The 19,225-nt window shown below is 70.6% G+C and carries 15 protein-coding genes and 1 tRNA gene; 7 read left to right on the forward strand and 9 right to left on the reverse strand.

The window, feature by feature from the left end; translation table 11 throughout:
• Nucleotides 1–36 precede the first annotated feature (36 nt).
• Nucleotides 37–1,575 (reverse strand): recombinase family protein, encoded by a 1,539-nt coding sequence (locus C7C46_RS08235; protein ID WP_110667301.1) that lies wholly within the window; start codon nt 1,573–1,575, stop codon nt 37–39.
• A gap of 33 nt (nt 1,576–1,608) precedes the next feature.
• The gene (locus C7C46_RS37255) at nt 1,609–1,740 is read right to left on the reverse strand and encodes a thioredoxin domain-containing protein (protein WP_281278530.1); all 132 of its coding nucleotides are present in this window, start codon (nt 1,738–1,740) and stop codon (nt 1,609–1,611) included.
• 170 nt (nt 1,741–1,910) lie between these two features.
• Between C7C46_RS37255 and C7C46_RS08240 the strand changes: the two genes are divergently transcribed.
• Together C7C46_RS08240 and C7C46_RS08245 are read left to right on the forward strand one after the other, a co-directional pair.
• A complete protein-coding gene (locus C7C46_RS08240; protein WP_110667303.1) occupies nt 1,911–2,684 on the forward strand; it encodes an aminoglycoside 3'-phosphotransferase in 774 nt (257 codons plus the stop codon).
• 78 nt (nt 2,685–2,762) lie between these two features.
• Complete coding sequence (locus tag C7C46_RS08245) at nt 2,763–3,248, forward strand: LURP-one-related/scramblase family protein (RefSeq protein ID WP_110667305.1); 486 nt, start codon at nt 2,763–2,765, stop codon at nt 3,246–3,248.
• A gap of 51 nt (nt 3,249–3,299) precedes the next feature.
• On the opposite strand, the gene C7C46_RS08250 is transcribed toward C7C46_RS08245, so the two are convergent.
• Together C7C46_RS08250 and C7C46_RS08255 are read right to left on the reverse strand one after the other, a co-directional pair.
• On the reverse strand, nt 3,300–3,884 hold the full coding sequence (locus C7C46_RS08250; protein ID WP_110667307.1) for a GNAT family N-acetyltransferase: 585 nt from the start codon (nt 3,882–3,884) through the stop codon (nt 3,300–3,302).
• Nucleotides 3,885–4,007: 123 nt separating this feature from the next.
• Nucleotides 4,008–5,291 (reverse strand): adenylosuccinate synthase, encoded by a 1,284-nt coding sequence (locus C7C46_RS08255; RefSeq protein WP_110667309.1) that lies wholly within the window; start codon nt 5,289–5,291, stop codon nt 4,008–4,010.
• Between the two features lie 126 nt (nt 5,292–5,417).
• On the opposite strand from C7C46_RS08255, the gene C7C46_RS08260 reads away from it, so the two are divergent.
• The 3 genes from C7C46_RS08260 to purM all read left to right on the forward strand — a co-directional run bounded on the left by C7C46_RS08260 (nt 5,418) and on the right by purM (nt 9,127).
• Entirely contained in the window at nt 5,418–6,251 is an 834-nt protein-coding gene (locus tag C7C46_RS08260) for a diacylglycerol kinase family protein (RefSeq protein WP_245984294.1), read from the forward strand.
• Nucleotides 6,252–6,401: 150 nt separating this feature from the next.
• The gene (gene purF / locus C7C46_RS08265) at nt 6,402–7,982 is read left to right on the forward strand and encodes an amidophosphoribosyltransferase (protein WP_110667311.1); all 1,581 of its coding nucleotides are present in this window, start codon (nt 6,402–6,404) and stop codon (nt 7,980–7,982) included.
• Between the two features lie 71 nt (nt 7,983–8,053).
• Nucleotides 8,054–9,127, forward strand: coding sequence for a phosphoribosylformylglycinamidine cyclo-ligase (gene purM / locus C7C46_RS08270; RefSeq protein ID WP_110667313.1), 1,074 nt, complete (start codon nt 8,054–8,056; stop codon nt 9,125–9,127).
• Nucleotides 9,128–9,294: 167 nt separating this feature from the next.
• Here purM and C7C46_RS08275 read toward each other — a convergent pair whose 3' ends face one another.
• Nucleotides 9,295–9,546: a DUF3073 domain-containing protein gene (locus tag C7C46_RS08275; protein ID WP_110667315.1), complete on the reverse strand. Its 252-nt coding sequence runs from the start codon at nt 9,544–9,546 to the stop codon at nt 9,295–9,297.
• A 355-nt stretch (nt 9,547–9,901) separates the two neighbouring features.
• Nucleotides 9,902–11,074, reverse strand: a complete 1,173-nt coding sequence (locus tag C7C46_RS08280; RefSeq protein ID WP_425470038.1) for a Glu/Leu/Phe/Val dehydrogenase dimerization domain-containing protein — start codon at nt 11,072–11,074, stop codon at nt 9,902–9,904.
• Nucleotides 11,075–11,224: 150 nt separating this feature from the next.
• Between C7C46_RS08280 and C7C46_RS08285 the strand changes: the two genes are divergently transcribed.
• Both C7C46_RS08285 and bldC read left to right on the forward strand, forming a co-directional pair.
• Nucleotides 11,225–12,148, forward strand: a complete 924-nt coding sequence (locus C7C46_RS08285) for a DUF8083 family protein (RefSeq protein WP_110667318.1) — start codon at nt 11,225–11,227, stop codon at nt 12,146–12,148.
• Nucleotides 12,149–12,696: 548 nt separating this feature from the next.
• A complete protein-coding gene (gene bldC / locus C7C46_RS08290) occupies nt 12,697–12,903 on the forward strand; it encodes a developmental transcriptional regulator BldC (RefSeq protein WP_110667320.1) in 207 nt (68 codons plus the stop codon).
• 487 nt (nt 12,904–13,390) lie between these two features.
• On the opposite strand, the gene C7C46_RS08295 is transcribed toward bldC, so the two are convergent.
• The 3 genes from C7C46_RS08295 to C7C46_RS08305 all read right to left on the reverse strand — a co-directional run bounded on the left by C7C46_RS08295 (nt 13,391) and on the right by C7C46_RS08305 (nt 19,175).
• A tRNA-Asp gene (locus C7C46_RS08295) sits at nt 13,391–13,467 on the reverse strand.
• A gap of 129 nt (nt 13,468–13,596) precedes the next feature.
• Entirely contained in the window at nt 13,597–17,559 is a 3,963-nt protein-coding gene (gene hrpA, locus C7C46_RS08300; RefSeq protein ID WP_110667322.1) for an ATP-dependent RNA helicase HrpA, read from the reverse strand.
• A gap of 371 nt (nt 17,560–17,930) precedes the next feature.
• Nucleotides 17,931–19,175: a plasmid pRiA4b ORF-3 family protein gene (locus tag C7C46_RS08305; RefSeq protein ID WP_110667324.1), complete on the reverse strand. Its 1,245-nt coding sequence runs from the start codon at nt 19,173–19,175 to the stop codon at nt 17,931–17,933.
• Between the last annotated feature and the right edge of the window lie 50 nt (nt 19,176–19,225).

Raw genomic sequence — 19,225 nt, forward strand, 5'->3', positions numbered from 1 at the left:
ACTCGGAACAGGCCCTAGTGTCCACTACGGGGGTGGCTACGCATCCTCGGGCGTTGCTCCAGCCCATTCGATGACGCACCGATCAAGGCCAACGAAGCGCTTGCCCCGCTCGCCCCGGCTGACGATCACGCGGTCAATCGCCAGCCTCAGCCGATCGCGTCGGCCAGCCACGTTGTCTGCCTCCCAGGCTTCCCACAGAAGCTCGCCGTCCAGCAGCGGGGAGATATCGACAGTCGGGGTCGGCATTGCCGCCAAACTCGCGTGCAGTCCCTCGATGCGGCCCCGCAGGCGGCCAGCGAGACGGTTGTACCGCTCGATCGCGTCTGCCCCGGAGAACTCGCCGCGCACGTACCGAGCATCTTCCAGGTCGGCCAGACGGGCGCTCTCCTCCTTGATTTCAGCCTCTACGGCGTCCCGCTTCGCGAACACCTCCGGGTCTTCGCGCTGGACCCACCGCTCCGCGATCGCTGCCAGCAACGGGTCGTCCGGCTCCAGGGCCGGAAGACGGCTCAGGAATGCGTCGGTCATGTGGCCGTCAAGGCTCTCGACTCGCGCAGTGACGCCCGAACATCCCCGTCCCATGCGCTTGTTGGCGCAGACGTAGGAGGTGCCCGACTGGCTCATCGGCGACTCGCACAGGGCACAGCGGGCGAGGCCGGTGAGAAGCGCCGTGCCCTGCTTGTGTCCGTGCCGCTTGCCCACATGCGGGAAGGTGCGTGACTCCAACTGCCGGATGATCAGCTCACGCTCTCCGGGAGTGATGATGCCGTCGCCGATGCTGACCGTGTCCAGCGTCTCGGGATCGCGGTAGGGCACAACTCGGCTGTCGTACTTGCGCGTTCCGTCTGCCGCTTCGGTGTACTCGGTCTGCGGCATGAGGCCGGCGAACGCGGGGGCGCGAACCAGCTGCATGACGCTGGAAGAGCTCCAGGTTCCGCCGCGCGGCGACTCGATCCCGTGCTCGTTCAGGAAGCGGGCGATGTGCACCAGCGCCTTGCCGCTCAGCGCCTCGTCCGCGATCAGTCGGGCGTAGACGGCGGTGTCCGGGTCGTGCACCAGCTTCTTTGTCTCCGGGTCCACAGCCAGCCCGTAGGGCGGCTGCCCGCCGATCCACTGGCCCCGCTGGCGCAGGAACCGCTTCGCGCTGCTCACGCGGGTGCCGATGTTGCGTGATTCCGACCGGGCGAGCTCGGCAAGCAGGGCGATCGTCACCCGTGCGCTGTTGTTGGCCGTGTCGAGGCCATCGATCACGGACACGAGACGGCCGCCAACGCGTCCAATAGCGTCCAGCGCGGTGCCGACTTCCCCGACTCCCTTGCGAGAGAGGCGGTCCAGCTTCCAAACCAGCAGGACGCCGACCACGCCGGACGTGACGGCGGTGAGTGCGTCGTCGAAGCCCTTTCGGCTCACGTCCTTGTATCCGCTGCGTCCCCGGTCGATGTGGACCTTGCGGACCGTCAGCCCGTTGCGCTCGGCCCAAGCGCGGCAGTCGGCTTCCTGGCGGTCGATGGCGGTCTTGCCGTCCCGGTCCAGCGAGAGGCGCAGGTGCAGGTCACAGATCGTGTGGTGGTGCACGGGATGATTCTCCCCTGGAGTTCCTTCAATGAGTCAGGACATCCAGAAATCAGCGATCACAATCTTGCCCCTGAGGTCCGCCAGGGTCAGATCCTTGCCGCCGGTGTCCAGCCAGCCGCCCTCACCGATCAATTCGGGGGCACGGACGCGCGCGCGAGTAGCCATGCCGCAATCAAACCCCACCCGGACCGTCCGCATTCCGCAGGTGGGGGGGTGACGGGCAGGCCGGCGGCCCTGTTCGAAGCCGGCGGTGATCGGGGCGAGGACGGCCGCGGCCAGGGCTTGCGGGCGAAAACGGTTGACCGGGTGCGCTGACGGGTGGTCAGAATGGCTGGATGACCGAGACGGAGCAGGAGCCCGCGTACGTGCCGGCGAGGGTGCGGGAGCTGGCGGGGGCCGGGCCGGTCGAGCTGGTGTGGCGCAACGAGGCCGGCGGGCTGACCTTCCGGGCGGGGGAGCGCTACCTGAAGTGGGCGCCGACCGGCAGCGGGCGGGACCTGGGCGCGGAGGCGGTGCGGCTGCGCTGGGCCGGGCGGTTCGCCGTGGTGCCGCCGGTGCTGGCGCAGGGGGCGGACCAGGACGGGAGCTGGCTGGTCACCGCCGCGTTGCCGGGGACGATGGCGGTGGACGACCGGTGGAAGCGCGAGCCGGCCACGGCGGTGCGGGCGATCGGCGAGGGGCTGCGCGCGCTGCACGAGGCGCTGCCGGTGGCCGACTGCCCGTTCGAGTGGTCGGCGCAGCAGCGGCTGGCGGTCGCCGCCGAGCTGCGGGCCGACCCGGCCGAGTGGCACGCCGAGCACCGCCACCTCGGCACGGTGGAGCGGGCCCTCGAGCTGCTCGCCGAGGTGCCGCCGGTGGACCGGGCGGTGGTCTGCCACGGCGACCCCTGCGCCCCGAACACCCTGCTCGGTCCGGACGGCCGCTGGAGCGGGCACGTGGACCTGGGCGCGCTCGGGGTGGCCGACCGCTGGGCCGACCTGGCGGTGGCCACCTGGAGCACCGGGTGGAACTACGGGCCGGGCTGGGAGCGGGCGCTGCTGGACGCCTACGGTGTCGACCCCGACCCGGACCGCAGCGCCTACTACCGCCTGCTCTGGGACGTGAGCTGACCCGTGTCGCACCGCTTGCGCGGCGCCCGGCGGTGGTAAGCCGAGGGGGACAGTCCCGCGGCGCACCGGAGGAACGGCATGAAGTACCAGGTCAGGGAGCGGCTCTTCACCATCGGTGAGGACTTCTGGATCGAGGACGAGCACGGCGAGAAGGCGTTCCTGGTGGACGCCAAGGTGCTGCGGATCCGGGACACCTTCGAGCTCAAGGACGCCGGCGGCCGGGTGGTCGCGGTGATCAAGGAGAAGGCGCTCACGGTGCGCGACGCCATGAAGATCGAGAACAGCGGGGGCGAGGTCGTCGCCACCGTGCGCAAGAAGCTCTTCACCCCGTTCCGCGACAAGTACCACGTCGAGCTGCGCGACGGCGGCGAGCTGGAGATCCACGGCAACCTGATCGACAAGGACTACCGGATCGAGTCGCACGGCGACAAGATCGCCGAGATCTCCCGCAAGTGGTTCCGGCTGCGCGACAGCTACGGGGTGAAGATCGCCGACGGTGCGGACGCCGGGCTGCTGCTGGCGATCGCGGTTTGTGTCGACCACCTGGTGGAGGAGGGGCACTGACTGACGGGCGGCCGGTACTGACGGACCAGCACCGGGGCCGCCGGTGCGCCCTCAGCCCCGGCTGACCAGCCGCTGGCGCGCCGCCGGCCACTCGTCGGCCAGCATCGAGAAGTAGACGCTGTCCCGCCAGCTGCCGTCCTTGCGCCGGCGGGCCCGTCGGAAGGTCCCCTCGTACTGCGCGCCGAGCCGCCGGATCGCGGCCTGCGAGCGCTCGTTGAGGTGGTCGGTCTTCCACATCACCCGGCCCATCCCGAGTTCGCCGAAGGCGTGGTCCAGCAGCAGCCGCTTCGCCTCGCTGTTCACCGCGCTGCGCCACACCCGCCGGCCGTAGAAGGTGCCGCCGATCTCCACCCACTCCTGGGCCGGGTTGGCGTCGAACAAGCAGGTCACCCCGACCGCCTGCCCACTGGCCAGCTCGACCACCGCGAGCGCCACGCAGCCCTCGGTGCCCAGGTAGCCCGCCACGATGTCGGCCATCTGCGCCTCGGTCTCGGGGGCGTACCAGCCGAGCCAGCGGAACACCTCCTCGTCGCCGCCGACGGCCTGGAACAGGTCCGCGGTGTGCGCGGGGGCGAGCGGTTCGAGCCGCACGTGGGTGCCGACGAGGGTCACGGGAGCGGGAGTCTTCGCGGTCATGCCGCCACCGTAACCGCCTATTGAACTAGATGCAATGAAATATTGAACTAGTGCAAATGCCGGAAGCCATGGAAAAGCCCCGGACGGCGCACCGCCCGGGGCTCCCGGTACCGCTTTCAGGGCTTACAGGAAGGAGCGCACCTGGATCGTCTCGGTGCGGCCCGGTCCGACGCCGATCGCCGAGATCGGCGCACCCGACATCTCCTCCAGTGCCTTCACGTACGCCTGCGCGTTCTTCGGCAGGTCGTCGAAGGTCTGCGCCTTGCTGATGTCCTCGCTCCAGCCGGGCAGGTTCTCGTAGATCGGGGTGGCGTGGTGGAAGTCGGTCTGGCTGTAGGGCAGTTCCTCGACCCGCTTGCCGTCGATCTCGTACGCCACGCAGACCGGGATCTGCTCCCAGCCGGTCAGCACGTCCAGCTTGGTGAGGAAGAAGTCGGTCAGGCCGTTGACCCGGGTCGCGTACCGCGCGATCACCGCGTCGAACCAGCCGCAGCGGCGGTCCCGGCCGGTGGTGACGCCGCGCTCGCCGCCGATCCGGCGCAGCGCCTCGCCGTCCGCGTCCAGCAGCTCGGTCGGGAACGGGCCGGAGCCGACCCGGGTGGTGTACGCCTTCAGGATGCCGATGACCCGGTCGATCTTGGTGGGACCGATGCCGGAGCCGGTGCAGGCGCCGCCCGAGGTCGGGTTGGACGAGGTGACGAAGGGGTACGTGCCGTGGTCCACGTCCAGCAGGGTGCCCTGGCCGCCTTCCAGCAGCACGACCTTGCCGTCCTTGAGCGCGTTGTCCAGCACCAGCGTGGTGTCCGCGAGGAAGGGGCGGATCTTGTCCGCGAAGCCGAGGTACTCCTGGACCACCAGCTCGGCCGGCATCGCGCGCCGGTTGTAGAGCTTCACCAGGATCTGGTTCTTGTGGTCCAGGGCCGCTTCGACCTTCTGGATCAGGATCGACTCGTCGAAGAGGTCCTGGACCCGGATGCCGATCCGGTTGATCTTGTCGGCGTAGGCCGGGCCGATGCCGCGGCCGGTGGTGCCGATCTTGCGCTTGCCCAGGAACCGCTCGGTCACCTTGTCCAGGGTCCGGTGGTAGGGCGTGATCAGGTGGGCGTTGCCCGAGATCAGCAGCTTGGAGGTGTCGATGCCGCGGGCGTTCAACCCTTCCAGCTCGGCGAGCAGCACCGCCGGGTCGATCACCACGCCGTTGCCGATCACCGGCACGACGTTGGGGCTCAGGATGCCGGAAGGCAGCAGGTGCAGGGCGTACTTCTGGTCCCCGATGACCACGGTGTGGCCGGCGTTGTTGCCGCCCTGGTAGCGGACGACGTAGTCGACGGAGCCGCCGAGCAGGTCCGTCGCCTTCCCCTTGCCCTCGTCTCCCCACTGGGCACCAACGAGCACGAGTGCCGGCACAGGCGTACACCCCTTCCGGTTGGGGCATCCTGCGTAGGCCGCAGTCTGCCCCGAGATAGACGAAGCCCCTGGCGCAATAGCGCAAGGGGCTCTTGCACCGAGAGATTACCCGAGGAAGGACCGGTCGTGTCGTTCCAGTCCACGTCCGTACCCCCGCCGTCCGACGCCCCGCAGCCGCCGGGGCCGCCTCCACTGCTGGTGCTGCTGGACCCGGCGGCGCGGGAGGCCGACGGGGAGGCGGTGCGGATCGCCCGGGACGTGCTGACCGGCGGCACCGACGTCAAGGTGGTGGTCCCGGAGAGTGCGGCGGAGCTGGAACGGGTGCTCTCGCACCGCGGCAAGCGCCGTCCGGTGGTGGTCGGCTCCGACCTCGCGCTCCAGCGGGTGGTGCAGGCGCTGCACCAGCAAGGGGAGTTGGCGAACTGTCCGGTCGGGCTGGTGCCGGTGGGGCAGGGGCGCGAAGTGGCGCTGGCGCGCTCCCTCGGGGTGCCGGTGCAGCCGGTCGCGGCGGCCCGCGCGGTGCTCACCGGCACCCCGCGCAGCTTCGGGCTGCTGCTCGACGACGGGGACGGGGTGGTGCTCGGCGAGGTGCGCATCCCCGGACGCAGACAGGGCCATCCGAGCGGTTGGCGTTCGCTCTGGGCGAAATTGATTGCGGCCGAGCAGGTGGGCCCGCACGGTGAGCGGCTGCGGGTGGAGGCGGACGGGCGCCAGCTCGGCGGAGTCGAGGGTCCGCCGCGGCTGGTCGCGCTGCGGCTGCCGGCCGGCTCGACCGCGGTCGAGCTGGTGGTCCGCCCCGCCGGGCCGGGCCGGGCGCTGCTGCGGGTGCGCGCCTCCAGCGTCACGGTGGCCGGCCGCACCTTCGGCTACGAGGCGGACGGCTGCCCGGCCGGCCCGGTCCCCGCCCGCACCTGGACCGCCCACCCGAGCGCCTGGGGGCTGCTGCTGCCCGTGACGTGAGGCAGCTCACCGTCCGGGCCCCGCGCCCCTGTCCCGCCTGCCCGAGCGGTGTGGTAAGGGGCTGCCTCTACGCGCGTCACCAGGGGAATCGCCAGGCCCGGGGCCCTCCCGGCTGCGGAAGCCTGTGCCAACTGCCCTAGACTCGAAGGCGTGCCACGTGGTGACGGAAGACTCAACCACGATCTTCTTCCCGGCGAGAAGGGCCCCCAGGACGCTTGCGGCGTCTTCGGTGTCTGGGCTCCCGGCGAGGAGGTCGCCAAGCTCACGTACTTCGGCCTCTATGCCCTGCAGCACCGCGGTCAGGAATCCGCGGGGATCGCAGTAAGCAATGGCTCCCAGATTCTCGTCTTCAAGGACATGGGACTTGTCTCCCAGGTCTTCGACGAGGCCGCTCTGGGGTCCTTGCACGGGCATATCGCCGTTGGACATGCCCGCTACTCGACCACCGGGTCCTCGGTCTGGGAGAACGCCCAGCCGACGTTCCGGGCGACCGCGCACGGCTCGCTCGCGCTCGGTCACAACGGAAACCTGGTCAACACCGCGGAGCTGGCGACCATGGTCGCCGAGCTGCCCGGCGAGGAGCACGTGTCGCGCTCCGGCCGGACCGCCGCGACCAACGACACCGACCTGCTCACCGCGCTGCTGGCGGGCCACCCGGACCTGACCATCGAGGAGACCGCCCGCCGGGTCCTCCCCGAGGTCCGCGGTGCCTTCTCGCTGGTCTTCATGGACGAGCACACCCTCTACGCCGCCCGCGACCCGCAGGGCATCCGCCCGCTGGTGCTGGGTCGGCTGGAGCGCGGCTGGGTGGTCGCCTCCGAGACCTCGGCCCTGGACATCTGCGGCGCCTCCTTCATCCGCGAGGTGGAGCCGGGCGAGCTGATCGCCATCGACGAGAACGGCATGCGCTCCTCGCGCTTCGCCGAGGCCAAGCCCAAGGGCTGCGTCTTCGAGTACGTCTACCTGGCCCGCCCCGACACCTCCATCGCCGGGCGCAACGTCTACCTCTCCCGGGTCGAGATGGGCCGCCGGCTGGCCGCCGAGGCACCGGTCGAGGCGGACATGGTGATAGCCACTCCGGAGTCCGGCACCCCCGCCGCGATCGGCTTCGCCGAGGCCAGCGGGATCCCGTTCGGCGCCGGCCTGGTGAAGAACGCCTACGTCGGGCGCACCTTCATCCAGCCCAGCCAGACGATCCGTCAGCTCGGCATCCGGCTCAAGCTGAACCCGCTGCGCGAGGTGATCGCCGGCCGCCGCCTGGTGGTGGTCGACGACTCGATCGTGCGTGGCAACACCCAGCGCGCCCTGGTCCGGATGCTGCGCGAGGCCGGCGCCGCCGAGGTGCACATCCGGATCTCCTCGCCGCCGGTGAAGTGGCCCTGCTTCTTCGGCATCGACTTCGCCACCCGCGCGGAGCTGATCGCCAACGGCATGACGGTCGAGGAGATCGGCCGCACGCTGGGCGCCGACTCGCTGGCCTACATCTCGATCGACGGCATGATCGAGGCCACCGCGCAGCCCAAGGACCGGCTCTGCCGGGCCTGCTTCGACGGTGAGTACCCGATGGAGCTGCCCGATCCGGCGCTGCTCGGCAAGCTGCTCCTGGAGGCGGAGATCGCCGGCAGCCAGCAGCCGCCCGCCACCCGGGGCAAGCCGACCGGCTCCGACCTCGACGGGGTGCAGTCCCTGCTCGGCGGTCACGGAGCGGCCGACGCGCTGCGCCGACCGTAGTACTCCTGGCGGGGCCCCAACCGGGGCCCCGCCGCAGTTCACCCCCACTTGACCCGAGAGGGCCGCACGCAGTGACCAGCAACGAGAGTGGCGCCACCTACGCCGCCGCCGGAGTCGACATCGAGGCGGGCGACCGCGCCGTCGAGCTCATGAAGCAGTGGGTGAAGAAGACCAACCGGCCCGAGGTGGTCGGCGGCCTGGGCGGCTTCGCCGGCCTCTTCGACATCTCCGCCCTCAAGCGCTACGAGCGCCCGCTGCTGGCCTCGGCCACCGACGGCGTCGGCACCAAGGTGGCGCTGGCCGCCGCGATGGACAAGCACGACACCATCGGCCACGACCTGGTCGGCATGGTGGTGGACGACCTGGTGGTCTGCGGCGCCGAGCCGCTCTTCATGACCGACTACATCTGCGTCGGCAAGGTCCACCCGGAGCGGGTCGCCCAGATCGTCAAGGGCATCGCCGAGGGCTGCGTGCTGGCCGGCTGCGCGCTGGTCGGCGGCGAGACCGCGGAGCACCCGGGCCTGCTCGGCCCGGACGAGTACGACGTGGCCGGGGCCGGCACCGGCGTGGTGGAGGCCGACGAACTGCTCGGCGCCCACCGGGTGCGGGCCGGCGACGTGGTGATCGCGATGGCCGCCTCCGGCCTGCACTCCAACGGCTACTCGCTGGTCCGCCACGTGCTGCTGAACCAGGCCGGCTGGCAGCTGGACCGCGAGGTGCCGGAGTTCGGCCGCACCCTCGGCGAGGAGCTGCTGGAGCCGACCCGGATCTACTCGCTGGACTGCCTGGCCGTCACCCGGGCCACCGAGGTGCACGCCTTCTCGCACGTCACCGGCGGGGGCCTGGCGGCCAACCTGGCCCGGGTGATCCCGGCCGGGCTGCACGCCCGGCTGGACCGCGGCACCTGGACCCCGCTGCCGGTGTTCCAGACCGTGGCCGAGGTCGGCCGGATGCAGACCCTGGAGATCGAGAAGACGCTCAACATGGGCATCGGCATGGTTGCCGTGGTCCCGCCGGAGTCGGTGGACGTGGTGCTGTCGGTGCTGGCCGACCGCGACGTCGAGGCCTGGCTGCTGGGCGACGTCGTGGACCGCTCGGCCGAGCACCAGGACGGTGCGGCGCTGTACGGCGACTACGCCGGGTGAGACCGGGTACGGACGGGCCCCGCGGGGCCCGTCCGGCTCTCCGGCCCCGGGGGCCGGCAGCTGGGCTCCGCGGCCAGGGCGTACCGGCCGCGGACATCCAGGCCGGCCGCGGACATGCCGAAAACCGGCCCGGCGCACGGGGCGCTCGGACCGGTCAGGGCGTGGCGTCAGACGCGACGGCGGGACTGGTGGTGGCCGACTTCGGCCTCTTCCTCGTCCTCGTCGTCGTTGTAGTAATCCGCGTACGCGGCGTAGGGGTCGTCCTCGTCCTCATCCGCTTCAACCGGCTCAGGGTTGATCGGATGGACGGGTGTAACGCCCAGCTCGCTGGACAGACGGTTAGCGTCGAAGCCGCCGCTGTTGTACTTCAGCTCGCGGGCGACCTTCGTCTGCTTGGCCTTGGCCCGGCCGCGCCCCATGGGTCGACCCCCTCAACGATGGGGCTCACGGCCCCGAGTCTGACACGTGTTCATGATCGGGAGCGGCTCGCCCGAATCGGGATAGCCGTCCCTTGGAGCATCCACGGTACCTGTTTCCGCCCCCGGACGGTACGTCGCCGATGTCACGTGGCGCGCACTGTCGCTCCCCGGCACCAGGTCTTTCCTGGTCAAACGGGGAAACGCGGGCATTCACAGGGTGCCCGGTGCGAGTCCGGGACCGTCGTTCTGCGACCGATTATCCCCCGACCGTGGCGCGGTCGACGCCCGATCGGGGGACAAACGGCATTCCGGTTCCACATTGTGATCCGGAGCGGTCCAGCCGGGAAACGGCGGGTCAGCCCCGGCGGGCGCCGGGGAGCAGCACCGTGCGCAGCGCGCTGATCTCGCGCATCCGGCGCTCGGCCAGCCGGTCGGCGGCGACCGCCGGCGGCACGCCGTCGGCGGCGGCCCGGGTGAAGATCTCCAGCGTGGTGTCGAAGATCTTGGTCGCCTTGTTCTTGGCCCGCTCGAAGCTGAAGCCCTCGATCTCGTCGGCCACCTGGATCACGCCGCCGGAGTTCACCAGGTAGTCCGGCGCGTACAGGATGCCGCGGTCGGCCAGGTCCTTCTCCACGCCCGGGTGGGCCAGCTGGTTGTTGGCCGCGCCGCAGACCACCGAGGTGCCCGCCGCGGTCAGCTGGGCGACCGTCTCGTCGTCCAGCGCGCCGCCGAGCGCGCACGGGGCGTACACGTCCAGCGCGGCGTTCAGCAGCGCCCGGGTGTCGGCGACCACCTCGACGTCGGGGTGGGCGGCCCGGACCCGGTTGACGGCGGTCTCGAAGGGGTCGGTGACGACCACGGTGGCGCCGTCGGCGACCAGGTGGCCCACCAGGTAGTGGCCGACCTTGCCGACGCCGGCCACACCGACCCGCCTGCCGCGCAGCGTCGGCTGGCCCCAGCGGGCCTGGGCGGAGGCGCGCATGCCCTGGAAGACGCCGAAGGCGGTCAGGATCGAGGAGTCGCCGGCCCCGCCGTGCTCGGGGGAGCGGCCGGTCACGTAGTCGCACTCGCGGGCCACCACGTCCATGTCCTGGACGTAGGTGCCCACGTCGCAGGCGGTGATGTAGCGGCCGGCCAGCGACTGCACGAAGCGGCCGTAGGCGCGCAGCAGGGCCTCGGACTTGTCGCCGCCCTCGGCCTTGGCGGCCGGGTCGCCGATGATCACGGCCTTGCCGCCGCCGAGGTCCAGCCCGGCCAGCGCGTTCTTGTAGCTCATGCCGCGGGACAGCCGCAGCGCGTCCTCCAGCGCCTCCTCCTCGGTGGCGTACCGGTGGAACCGGGTGCCGCCGAGGGCGGGGCCCAGCGCGGTGGAGTGGATGGCGATGATCGCCTTGAGGCCGCTGGTGCGGTCGTGGCAGAGCACGACCTGCTCGTGGCCGTCGCCGGGGGCGCCGTTGTCGGTACCAAAGATCCGGCTCAGCACTCCTGGTGCGGGGTGCGTCGCGGATGCAGTGCGTACGTCGGTCACTGTGGTGACTCCAGTATCTGCGGGCCCGCTTGCTGTGGTGCGGGCCATCTAGCGCGAAGCGTAGTCCGCGCACCGTCCCGCCAGGGGGCGGGTCCCGGGATCCGGACGACGCCCCGCAGCCCTCCCGCAGCGACGGTGGCGCGTGCGACGATGCTGGACGTGACCGCTGTGCGCACCTCCGTGCTGCCGCCCTACGCCGCCCACCTGCGGGTGTACGAGCCGCTCGCCGCCTACCCGGAACCGGAGCGCTCGCACTGGCAGGCCTACGCGGCCGAGCGCGGGCCGGACGCGGCCTCGGCCGGGGAGCCGGTCGCCCGGGCGGCGCTCGAAGCACAGCGGGGGGCGCTCGCCGAGCTGCTTCCCTTCGCGTCGCGCGCGGTGCCGGCCGGGGCGGCGCCCCACCGGCCCGGTGCGGGCGAGCAGGCCTTCGTCCGGGAGCTGGACGCCGTCACCTATGTCTGTCCGTGGGCCACCCGGCTGCGCAGCTGGCAGGCGCTCGAGGAGCTGAGCGAGTCGCTGCCGGTGGCGCTGCTGGACGCGGTGCTGCCGCAGGCGGTGCGCCGGGACGCGCTGCTGGCCCAGGAGCGCTGGCGGGCCGACCACCCGGACGCCCGGCCCTGGATCCTGACCAGCCGTTGGGAGGTGCCGGTGCGCTGGTTCCTGCCGTTCGGTGCCGAGGACCGGCGCTACCGGCCGGCCGAGCCCGGTCAGGGGGCGCAGCCGGGGGTGCCGGCCGCCCTCTTCTACCTGACCCCGATGGCCCAGGCCCGCAAGCGGGTGGCGCGCGGCTACCGGGTGCTCCGCGAGCGGCTGGCGGGGTCCCCGCTGACGCTGGGGGCCGAGCAGGTGGGGCGCTGGCTGGAGGAGTTCCACCCGCGTTCGCTGGTCGAGCTGGACTACGGCGGCCTGGTGCACGCGATCGGCGAGCCGGAGCTGGCGGCGGACCGGTCGGCCGCCGAGCTGGCGGAGGGACTGGCGGCGCTGCGCGAGGGGGACGTGGAGCGGGCGGGGCGGGCCTACCAGCTGGTCGCGGAGCGCTGGCGGCGGGTGCTGGCGCTGCGTCAGGCGAACTGAGGGGATCGGGCGGTGGCCGAAGGGCCGCACGGGGCTGACGGGGGATCAGGGATGCGGGGGGTTCGACGGGTTCCGGCGCGCGGGCCGGAACAGACACGTGTTCGGAATCTTCGGGACCTAGGTCCCGGACCGGGTCAATACCTGACTAACGTGACACTACTCACCGTTGACCCGAACTCACAACTAAGGGTAAAAATGGGACAAGCAGCCCAAGTCTCCTCTTACCTGCCCACTTTTGGGTGGATCCGGGGTCGGTGTTCCCTTTGGGGGGAATCGATGGATCTGGGCTCTCCATAACCGGTTGTCACGATATGGTGACTGTCCGCTATGGGGTGGTCCATCGCCTTCCGTCGTGCTTGAACCCGTGAGGGGTCAATTTTGGCGGTTTGGTCGATGGGGCTGGACGGATGGTGTAGTTGTAGACACCAGGACAAGCCGTTCGTCCTATAACCGACTCGGTCCGTCTGTGCCATTTCGGGCATCGCGGGCCAAGGTGCAGAATTTGAAGGATAGAACCGCCCTGGTTCGGTTCTCCGAGGAGGCCGCTCATGACCGCTCGTACCCCTGACGCCGAGCCCCTGCTGACACCGGCAGAGGTTGCCACCATGTTCCGTGTCGACCCCAAGACGGTCACGCGCTGGGCCAAGGCGGGCAAGCTCACGTCCATCCGCACCCTTGGCGGCCACCGCCGGTACCGCGAGGCGGAGGTGCGCGCCCTGCTGGCCGGGATTCCGGCTCAGCGCAGCGAGGCCTGATCCCGTCGCGGCGGCCCGCTCAAGCCGCCGGCCAGACGCTTCAGAAGGGGCCGTTCCCAGGACTCCGCCGGGTCCTGGGAACGGCCCCTTCGGCATGCCCGGGGCCTTTTCCGAGTCGCCTGGATGTCATGAGCGTCAACTATTTCATGACTGTTCATTGACCGGGAAATAGCCGGGGAACCGCGCGTCAATGTGCCCGGTGGGGCTCGGGGAAATCTGATGGACAGGAGTGCGGAAAGCTCGGGAAGTCCCGGGAAAGCCCATCGGGAGCAAGTGCAATTTTACATATTAAATTAGTCGGTATGCGGGGCGGTCCGAACCTGGCCGAGTTCAGGAAAAGATAAGTGACGACCGTCACAGGCAGCCCTCTTGTGGTCTGGACCAACCCGGGGATAATGCCCTGACGGTCCGTCGGACCCGTCGACCGGGGCGGGCCTGGCGGAATGACGAGAGGCCCGGAACCTGACGGTTCCGGGCCTCTCGCTTGTGGCGACCCTGACGGGACTTGAACCCGCGACCTCCACCTTGACAGGGTGGCGAGCTAACCAACTGCTCCACAGGGCCAGGGATTTCACTGCTGACCTCAGTGTTTTGCCGCTGTTTCTCTCAGCGACAAGACAGATCGTACTGCATGTCGGGCCCCCAGGTCGAACCGGCCTGCGGGCCCCGGCGGCCCGACCTGGGGGGACGGCCTCAGAGGGTGGCCCAGGCGGCGTCCATCGCCTTCAGGATCCGCTTCTCCGACACCGGCGCCGGGGTGCCCAGCGACTGGGCGAAGAAGCTCACCCGCAGCTCCTCGATCATCCAGCGGATCTGCCGCACCTCCTGGCTCGGCTGCTGCCCGGCCGGCACGGCCGCCAGCAGCTCGCCGTAGGCCCGCTGCACCTCCTGGACCTTCAGCAGGTGCTGCTGGTCGCGCTGCGGGTGGTTGGGCAGCGCCTCCAGCCGGCGGTCCACCGCGATCAGGTACCGCTTCACGTCGCCCAGGCGCTGCCAGCCGGTGCCGGTCACGAAGCCCGGGTGGACCAGCGAGGCCAGGTGCAGCTTGACGTCGTTCACGGCGTTCAGCAGCACCGGGCTGCTGACCGACTTGAGCCTGGTGGTCGCCCGGTGAAAGGCGATCAGGGTGCTGGCGGTCTTCAGGGTGGTGTCGGCCGACAGGTCGTAGAGGTCGGCCCGGACCTTGTCGTGCAGCGCGGTGAAGGCCTCGGCCTCCCAGACCGGGGCGCCGTTCAGCGCCATCAGCCGGTCCGCGGCGCAGGCGGTGATGTCCTCGAACAGGGCCGGCACCGAGCCGTGCGGGTTGTAGGACAGGGCGAGCTTGGCCTGGTTGCCGAGCCGGGCCTGGATCGCCTTGGCCGGCGAGGTGGTGGTGAGCAGCAGCAGCCGCCGGGTGCCCTGCCACATCGCCTGGTCCTGCGCCTGCGGGGTGTCGTAGAGCTTGATCGAGACCGAATCGCCCTCGTCGGTCAGCGCCGGGTAGGCGCGCAGCGAGTGGCCCTTGGAGCGCTGTTCGAAGGTGCGCTGGAGCAGCGGCAGGTCGGCCGGCCAGGCGGTCAGCCCCGAGCGCTCGATGCCGCGGCCGCTGGCCGCCGAGGAGAGGGTCTCCTTGAGCTTGGGGGTGAGCTTGAGCCGCAGCTCCTCCAGGTCCTTGGACTCGGCCAGCTTCCGCTTGCCGTCCACCACCCGGAAGGTCACCTTGAGGTGCTCGGGGATCCGCTCCTCGTCCCAGGCCTCCGGTGGGATCGGCTGGCCGCCCATCCGGTGCAGCACCCGCTCCAGGGTGGGCAGCAGCGGCTCCTGACGATTGGTCATCTCGCGCAGGGCGGCCCTGGCGAAGTCCGGGGCTGGCACGAACCCGCGCCGGATCGCCTTGGGCAGCGAGCGGATCCAGGCGGTGACCAGGTCGCCGCGCAGGCCCGGGATCTGCCAGTCGAAGCCTTCCGAGGAGACCTGGTTGAGCACCGGCAGCGGGATGTGCACGGTCACGCCGTCCGCGTCGCTGCCCGGCTCGAACTGGTAGGTCAGCGGGAACCGGAGCTTGCCCTGCTGCCAGTAGTCCGGGTAGTCGGCCTCGGTGATGCCGCCGGCGGCGTCGTTGATCAGCATCGACTTCTCGAAGTTGAGCAGGTCCGGCTGCTCGTGCCGGACCTTCTTCCACCAGGAGTCGAAGTGCCGGGTGGAGACGATCTCCTCCGGCAGCCGGGAGTCGTAGAAGTCGAACAGGGTCTGGTCGTCCACCAGGATGTCGCGCCGGCGGGCCCGGTTCTCCAGCTCCTCGACCTCCTCCAGCAGCTTCCGGTTGGCCGCGAAGAAGTGGTGGTGGGTCTCCCAGTCGCCCTCGACCAGGGCGTTGCGGATGAACAGCTCGCGGCAGAGCGCGGGGTCGATCCGCCCGTAGTTGACCCGGCGCTGGGCCACGATCGGGACGCCGTAGAGGGTGACCCGCTCGAAGGCCATCACCGCGCCGGCCTTCTTCTCCCAGTGCGGCTCGCTGTAGTTGCGCTTGATCAGGTGGCCGGCCAGCGGCTCCACCCACTCGGGCTCGATCTTGGCGTTGATCCGGGCCCACAGCCGGGAGGTCTCCACCAGCTCGGCCGACATCACGAACCGCGGCGGCTTCTTGAACAGGCCGGACCCCGGGAAGACCGCGAACCGGGCGCCGCGGGCGCCGCCGTACTCGCGCTTCTCCACGTCGTACAGGCCGATGTGGGAGAGCAGGCCGGCCAGCAGCGACTGGTGGATCCGGTCCGCGTCCGGCTCCGCGTCGGGGTTCGGCTCCTCGATCGTCACGCCCAGCTGCCGGGCGACCGTGCGCAGCTGGGTGTAGATGTCCTGCCACTCGCGTATCCGCAGGTAGTTCAGGAACTCGCTCTTGCACATCCGGCGGAAGGCCGAGGAGGAGAGTTCCTTCTGCTGCTCCCTGACGTAGCGCCACATCGCCAGGTAGGAGAGGAAGTCGGAGGTCTCGGAGTTGAACCGCCGGTGCCGCTCGTCGGCCGCCTGGCGCTTCTCGGCCGGGCGCTCGCGCGGGTCCTGGATGGAGAGCGCGGCGGCGATCACCATCACGTCGCGCACGCAGCCGTTGCGGTCGGCCTCCAGCACCATCCGGGCCAGCCGCGGGTCGACCGGGAGCTGGGCCAGCTTGCGGCCCAGCCCGGTCAGCCGCTTGCGCGGGTCCTTCTCCTGCGGGTCCAGCGCGCCGAGCTCGTGGAGCAGGCTGACGCCGTCCTTGATGTTGCGCGAGTCCGGCGGGTCCAGGAACGGGAAGGCGGCGATGTCGCCGAGGCCGGCCGCGGTCATCTGCAGGATCACCGAGGCCAGGTTGGTGCGCAGGATCTCCGCGTCGGTGAACTCGGGCCGGGCGAGGAAGTCCTCCTCCGAGTACAGCCGGATGCAGATGCCGTCGCTGGTGCGGCCGCAGCGGCCCTTGCGCTGGTTGGCGCTGGCCTGGCTGATCGCCTCGATCGGCAGCCGCTGCACCTTGGTCCGGTGGCTGTAGCGGGAGATCCGGGCGGTGCCCGGGTCGATCACGTACTTGATGCCGGGAACGGTCAGCGAAGTCTCGGCCACGTTGGTGGCCAGCACGATCCGGCGCGAGTTCGAGCGCTGGAAGACCCGGTGCTGCTCGGCCGAGGAGAGCCGGGCGTACAGCGGCAGCACCTCGGTGGACCTGAGGTTCAGCTTGTTCAGCGCGTCCGCGGTGTCGCGGATCTCCCGCTCGCCGGAGAGGAAGACCAGGATGTCGCCCGGCCCCTCGGCCTGCAGCTCCTGGGCGGCCTCGCAGATCGCCTGGATCTGGTCCCGGTCCCGGTCGATCGCGTCGTCGGTCTCCTCGTCGGCCTCGTCGAGCAGCGGGCGGTAGCGGACCTCGACCGGGTAGGTGCGGCCGGAGACCTCGACGATCGGGGCCTCGCCGAAGTGCCGGGAGAACCGCTCGGGGTCGATGGTCGCGGAGGTGATGACTACCTTGAGGTCGGGTCGGCGCGGCAGCAGCTGCTTGAGGTAGCCGAGGATGAAGTCGATGTTGAGGCTGCGCTCGTGCGCCTCGTCGATGATCAGGGTGTCGTACTGGCGCAGCTCGCGGTCGGTCTGGATCTCGGCCAGCAGGATGCCGTCGGTCATCAGCTTGACCAGGGTCTGCGGGCCGACCTGGTCGGTGAACCGGACCTTCCAGCCCACCGCCTCGCCCAGCGGGCTGTCCAGCTCCTCGGCCACCCGCTCGGCCACCGTGCGGGCCGCGATCCGGCGCGGCTGGGTGTGCCCGACCAGGCCCTTGAGGCCGCGGCCCAGTTCCAGGCAGATCTTCGGGATCTGGGTGGTCTTGCCGGAACCGGTCTCGCCCGCGACGATCACCACCTGGTGGTCCCGGATCGCGGCCAGGATCTCGTCCTTCTTCTGACTGACCGGCAGCTCGGCCGGATAGCCGATCCGCGGCACCGCGGCGCGGCGCTGCTCGATCCGCTGCTCGGCCTTGGCGATCTCGGCGGCCAGCTCGGCCGTGATCGCGGCCTGGGCCTGCGGCTTGCGCGCCCGGCGGGCCCCGTCCAGCCGGCGGCCGATCCGCTGCTGGTCGCGCAGCATCAGCTCCGGCAGCCGGGCCGCCAGCTCACCGATGGACGGCGCGTCGGCAGGCTGGACAGCGGGTGAACTCATCGCGGGCATCCCTCAAGGATCGCAAGGAGGAGCGGTGGGGCGCACCTCGGTTTCTCGGCGGCGGCCTGGCGGCCTCGGCACCAAGTGTCACACCCGGGCCCGCCCGCCCGGCGGGCCGCGCGGGGGCAGCGGCGCACGACGTGCCGTCGGAGAAGACGAAGGGCCCCGGAGCAGCTGCTCCGGGGCCCTTCACTACGGTGGCCAGGGCCGGGGTCGAACCGGCGACCTTCCGCTTTTCAGGCCAAGCCGGAACATCGAAGTGCCCTGGTTTGGGTGATTCTGCCGTCTGTGGACGGCTGTCCTCGGACGCTGGGGTCCGGGCCGGTTGGCGTCAGCGTTGGCGTCAACCGGCACGGACAAGTCGATTGGACTCACCAGTCGAGAGCGCGAAGCCGACGATTCGTCCAGTGCAGCTCGAAGTGGGTCGGGTCGAAGCCGGCCGCTGTTTCGAGGCTGAGCCAGCGCAGCAGATCCTCGCGCTCGGGATGGGAGGGGCCGCTGAGGGCATGCTTGAGGTCGTCGTATCCGGGCGCGCCGCCGCAGTCCTCGGGCGGGCAGGCTCCTGCCCCGTCGACGCACAGCGGGTAGTGGTGGCCCGCCTCGGCGGTCACTTGGCGCTCGACGAGAATACGGTGCTCCCACGAGTCACCGAAGTCGTAGGTGTAGTCGAGGAACTCTCCCTCCTTGACCAGGGCGTCCAGGGCAGCGGCGGTCTCGTCGACGTAGTCGAGTTCGGAGGAGGGAGGGCCGTAGTTGACGCCTTTCACCTCGAACGCGTGCAAGTGGCAGTTCTGCCATCCCATGGCGGCCTGGATGACCAGGTGCAGTCGGTCGAGGCGGAAGCCGGCCGGGACCTGAACGCGGCGCCAGACGGCGGGCTGTTCCACATCGGCGAGTTCGATGCGGAGCTGGTAAACGGGATCGCCGGAGCGCGGCTCCCCACGCAGCCGGGCCATGGCTTGCCGTCCCCGCGAGGTGAGCGCGACGCCGTCGCCGACACGCTGGACCGAGCCAAGGCCGACGAGCATCGCGAGCACGCGGTCCACGTCGCGGTCGTTGCTCTGACGCAGCAACCGGAGGCGGTCCTCGGGAAGATCGTCGAGGACGTAGAGCCCGGAGACCTTGTCCCACACCGCAACCTGAAGCTCCTGCTCGGGAACCAGCTCGTCGGCGACATACAGACCGGTCAGCAGCGCCCGAAGCCCGGCCGGGTACTCCTCGGCGAAGATCGAGCCGAGCCACCCGGAAGGGAGCGCCGCCTCGCCGATGCGCGGCATGGCCTCGAACAGTGCGTCGAGGAGGCGTTCGGGGTCCTCCAGGACGCGCGCGTTCTTCTTGACCGGCACCAGACGGCCACCGACGACCCGAAGCAGCCGGGCAGCCCTGGCCCATTCCACCAGCAGGTTCAGGTGGTACAGCTCCTGGCTGGACTTGGTCTTGAAGATCCTGTCACCGACGGCCGGGTCGATGGTGTCGCCGGTCTCCAGGAGCGTGACCAGGGCCCGCGCGTCCGCGAGGGTGACCTTGCCCGTCTGGGTGAGCTTGCGCCCCGCGCCGATCCAGCTGACGAGACCTCGGATCTGCTCGACGGTGCGTGGCCGCTCGGGTTCCATCATCGGTTCCTGTCTGGCTCGGGTTTGACGGGTTCCATCATCGAGGATCAGCA

The organism is Streptomyces tateyamensis, from assembly GCF_003205575.1.
GTDB classification, from domain to species: Bacteria; Actinomycetota; Actinomycetes; order Streptomycetales; family Streptomycetaceae; genus Kitasatospora; species Kitasatospora tateyamensis.

What these genes read in the sequence shown, in the direction of transcription:
- hrpA (WP_110667322.1), bottom strand. Translation starts at nt 17,559, where the DNA reads ATGAGTTCACCCGCTGTCCAGCCTGCCGACGCGCCGTCCATCGGTGAG.
- C7C46_RS08285 (WP_110667318.1), top strand. Translation starts at nt 11,225, where the DNA reads ATGCTGGACGTGACCGCTGTGCGCACCTCCGTGCTGCCGCCCTACGCC.
- C7C46_RS08245 (WP_110667305.1), top strand. Translation starts at nt 2,763, where the DNA reads ATGAAGTACCAGGTCAGGGAGCGGCTCTTCACCATCGGTGAGGACTTC.
- C7C46_RS08305 (WP_110667324.1), bottom strand. Translation starts at nt 19,175, where the DNA reads ATGATGGAACCCGAGCGGCCACGCACCGTCGAGCAGATCCGAGGTCTC.
- C7C46_RS08240 (WP_110667303.1), top strand. Translation starts at nt 1,911, where the DNA reads ATGACCGAGACGGAGCAGGAGCCCGCGTACGTGCCGGCGAGGGTGCGG.
- bldC (WP_110667320.1), top strand. Translation starts at nt 12,697, where the DNA reads ATGACCGCTCGTACCCCTGACGCCGAGCCCCTGCTGACACCGGCAGAG.
- C7C46_RS08250 (WP_110667307.1), bottom strand. Translation starts at nt 3,884, where the DNA reads ATGACCGCGAAGACTCCCGCTCCCGTGACCCTCGTCGGCACCCACGTG.
- C7C46_RS37255 (WP_281278530.1), bottom strand. Translation starts at nt 1,740, where the DNA reads ATGGCTACTCGCGCGCGCGTCCGTGCCCCCGAATTGATCGGTGAGGGC.
- C7C46_RS08275 (WP_110667315.1), bottom strand. Translation starts at nt 9,546, where the DNA reads ATGGGGCGCGGCCGGGCCAAGGCCAAGCAGACGAAGGTCGCCCGCGAG.